Here is a 3,282-nt window from a genome sequence, read left to right on the forward strand (position 1 = left end):
TTGGATTTTGCCAACACGGTTGGAAAACCGCTCTACACCATGTTGATCGTTGATAACGACCGTAATGCATGGGTAAAGCCGGAGGTCTATAGCTATCCGCTTTACATTTGCACGCGTCCTGAAATGCTGTTCAAAGCAGTTATAGGAGCGAAATAACATGCGATGGCACGGGCTGCTAAATCAAATGGTTAAAGATGTACGCAACACCTTTGGGCAGCCCGTCATCTACACGCGAAAGGACAATCAACAATCGTTTCAAATTACAGCGATTTACACCATTAAGCATTCAGAATCGGACGCCGGTGGCAGAATCCCTACCACAATTGCAAGAAAGGAACTTGATCTTTGTATCAATGACATCGGGGGAATACCACCAAAACCTCAAGATAGTATTGGGATCATCTCTCCTGAAAATAACAAAGCCCCCTCTTCTCAAGAGCACTTCACTGTTACAGATGTCCAAGCCTCTGAAACCGGTATGTATAAGCTTATCTTGCGAGAGATAAAACAATGAAACATCCACGCGAAACGATAAGAGAAACATTTGTTGCGTTGATTAAAGCAGCAAAGACGGCAGCTGGTGACAATGTTTTCAATATGCGTGACTTCAATTTATTTATTGAAGCAATGCCAGCTATTAATATCTCAACACAAAGTGAAACCATTGAAGATGGACATGATTTTGGCTTAAGGCGGCGTGTTTTAACGCTAGATGTTGAATGTTATGCGACATGTGAAGATGGCGCACGTTTTGTTGACCAATTAGCATGGGAAGTTGAAGAGATTTTCTATGCCAATCCCAATCTTAACAACACCGTTGAGACATGCCGCCTGCAAAATATTGCTTTTGCCTTTGGTGATAATGGTGCTCTAGCACTCCACGGTGCAATTTTAACCTTTGAAGTCATTTATGTGACAAATATCCCCAACATGAATGAAGAAGAAGGCAGTGTAACAGCAAGAATCGTTGAACCTTTCTTAAGCTTTGAACCAGAAACAGGCGTGAGAAATAAAGATAAATACCATAAAATTGAAGGTGGACATGTTAGAGCGGCGCGATAAAGAAATCACAGATCTAAAGAGACGTGTGGCAAATATGGTTGTGGTGGGGAAGATTAGCCATATCGACCATAAAAACGCACGCTATCGGGTAAAAAGTGGCAATCTTATCAGTGACTGGATTCCAGATACCCAAGCCCGCGCCGGTAAAACACGCTCCTATGAAGGGCGTGATGTTGGAGAGCAAGTAGTTGTTATCTCGTCATCAGGGGATTTGTCACAAGGGATGATTGTGGGTTCCATTCATACAGATGCTAATCAAGCAGCCGATAAGGGCAGCATTCACCGAACGATATACCCTGATGGAACCAGCCTTGAATATGATGATGAACAAAACACTTATGGAATTCACATCAAATCCGGCGGAAAGTTTATCCTGACAATCGCTGATGGTGTGTCACTAAAAGGTGATGGTGGCAAGCTAGAGCTTACCGCACCGGAAGGCATAAAGATTGTTTCAGAAAGCGATATAAATTTAAACGCAAAAGGCGGCATCTCTTTGAAGGCTGGTGATGGCATTTCACTGAATTCGAATGATAGTCTCTCTCTTCATTCTGGAAATAATGTTTCCATTCATTCAAGTGGATTAAGACATAACGGCACCAATGTAGGAGAAACCCATGTTCATGACGGTGTTTCCCCTGGTGGTTCTATGACAGGAGGTCCCAATTGAACAGTGGAATGGACCGTACAACAGGAAAGCCATTAACCGGAATTGATCATTTGCGCCAATCAATCCTTGACATTTTGTCAACACGGATTGGTTCGCGTGTAATGCGGCGTGATTATGGTTCACGTGTTGCTGAACTCATTGATGCACCGGTTAATAATGCTTTTGCTGTTGCTCTTTATGCTGCTGTTGCTGAGGCTTTAGACAAATGGGAACCGCGTTTTAAATTGAAAAAAATTGATTTTAAAAGGGGTGAGAATGGACACGTTTCTTTATCCTTTGAAGGCATTTATTTGCCATCCGGCAAGCCCATTACCATGGAAGGATTATTGATAAAATGAATGGAGTGCTTGCAAAACCAGACATCATCACAGAACTTTCTTTTGAAGAAATACGCGCTGCTGCTCTTGTCCATTTAAAAGAGCTTTTGCCTGAATATACCATTCTTGAAAGTGATCCGGCTGTAAAAGTCATTGAGGCTTTTAGCTATCGAGAGTTGCTTTTAAGACAGCGTATTAATGAGGCAGCACGCAATAATATTCTTGATTTTGCAATCGGTGAATCTCTTGATGCTTTGGGAAACTGGCATGGTATTGCCCGCATGGAAGAGGAAAGTGACGAGAGATATCGTGAACGCATACAGCTTCATGCCCGTGGAGGTAATGGGAGCGGGACAGAGCCCTATTACAAGCTTATCGCTCTCTCAAGCGATAGTCGAGTGAAAGATGCCATTATCTATCGTAAAGGCAAAAACCCAACCATCTATGTTGCTCTTTTTGGTAATAATGAAGAAGGAACAGCCTCTGAAGATCTCATACAAGCAGTTTCACAAGCTCTTCACAGAAAAAATATCATCATGACCAATGATACAATCATTGTTCACGCTGCTGTCAAAAAAGTGCTGGACTTAGAAGCAGATGTTTGGCTGTTACCGGAAACATCTTTGAAAATTCTCACGACAATGGAGGCAAATTTAAGAGCAGCATGGAGACAAGAACAAGCCATTGGTCGTGAATTAAGCCTCTCGTGGTGGATTTCAAAACTAATGATTTCTGGTGTCCAAAAAGTCATTGCCATTACCCCAACACAAGACAGTATGGTTTGTGATGAAGAAATTTTATCGATTGGAAAAATCACCTTAAACTTCAAAGGGCGTGCGCGCTAATGGTTGGTTCCCTCCTTCCCACAAACGCAACAGAATTTGAAAAGCGCCTTGCCGATGCTTGCGATTTTCATCAAGATATTGATGGTTCTGTTTTGGGGATTTCACGCGCAAAACTGATCACACGCCCTCCCCGTTTCTTGCCGTGGCTCATTGAAGAATACGGGCTTGGAGAGCTTACGCCTTATGTTCCAAACCTCTATGATTTGATTGATCAAGGGCTTCAATGGCAGCGTTTGCGCGGCTCCCTTGCTGCAATAGAGGTGGGGCTTGAATGGCTAGGGATTTCGGCACGCTTTCAACCCGCATGGACAGGGCGAGCATGGTGGAATTCCTTTCAACTTGATTTTGATCAGTTGCCTGAACGGAAAAGCCTTGAAGCCATTGAAGC

General features: G+C 43.1%; 7 protein-coding genes. All 7 read left to right on the forward strand.

The window, feature by feature from the left end:
* Window positions 1-156 (forward strand): major capsid protein (locus ACFINZ_RS09110; RefSeq protein ID WP_375701366.1); only part of this gene is annotated, 156 nt, incomplete at its 5' end.
* A 1-nt stretch (window position 157) separates the two neighbouring features.
* The gene (locus ACFINZ_RS09115; RefSeq protein ID WP_375701363.1) at window positions 158-514 is read left to right on the forward strand and encodes a hypothetical protein; all 357 of its coding nucleotides are present in this window, start codon (window positions 158-160) and stop codon (window positions 512-514) included.
* Window positions 511-1,062: a hypothetical protein gene (locus ACFINZ_RS09120; RefSeq protein ID WP_375632668.1), complete on the forward strand. Its 552-nt coding sequence runs from the start codon at window positions 511-513 to the stop codon at window positions 1,060-1,062. The genes ACFINZ_RS09115 and ACFINZ_RS09120 overlap by 4 nt, the downstream gene beginning before the upstream one ends.
* Entirely contained in the window at window positions 1,043-1,732 is a 690-nt protein-coding gene (locus tag ACFINZ_RS09125; RefSeq protein ID WP_375637096.1) for a phage baseplate assembly protein V, read from the forward strand. Before ACFINZ_RS09120 ends, ACFINZ_RS09125 begins: the two co-directional genes overlap by 20 nt.
* Complete coding sequence (locus ACFINZ_RS09130) at window positions 1,729-2,070, forward strand: GPW/gp25 family protein (RefSeq protein WP_375632629.1); 342 nt, start codon at window positions 1,729-1,731, stop codon at window positions 2,068-2,070. The genes ACFINZ_RS09125 and ACFINZ_RS09130 overlap by 4 nt, the downstream gene beginning before the upstream one ends.
* Window positions 2,067-2,894: a baseplate J/gp47 family protein gene (locus ACFINZ_RS09135; RefSeq protein ID WP_375701364.1), complete on the forward strand. Its 828-nt coding sequence runs from the start codon at window positions 2,067-2,069 to the stop codon at window positions 2,892-2,894. Before ACFINZ_RS09130 ends, ACFINZ_RS09135 begins: the two co-directional genes overlap by 4 nt.
* Window positions 2,894-3,282 (forward strand): phage tail protein (locus ACFINZ_RS09140; protein ID WP_375701365.1); only part of this gene is annotated, 389 nt, incomplete at its 3' end. The genes ACFINZ_RS09135 and ACFINZ_RS09140, both read left to right, overlap by 1 nt.

It is taken from the genome of Bartonella sp. AA81SXKL (assembly GCF_042196945.1).
In the GTDB taxonomy this organism is placed as follows: Bacteria; Pseudomonadota; Alphaproteobacteria; order Rhizobiales; family Rhizobiaceae; genus Bartonella.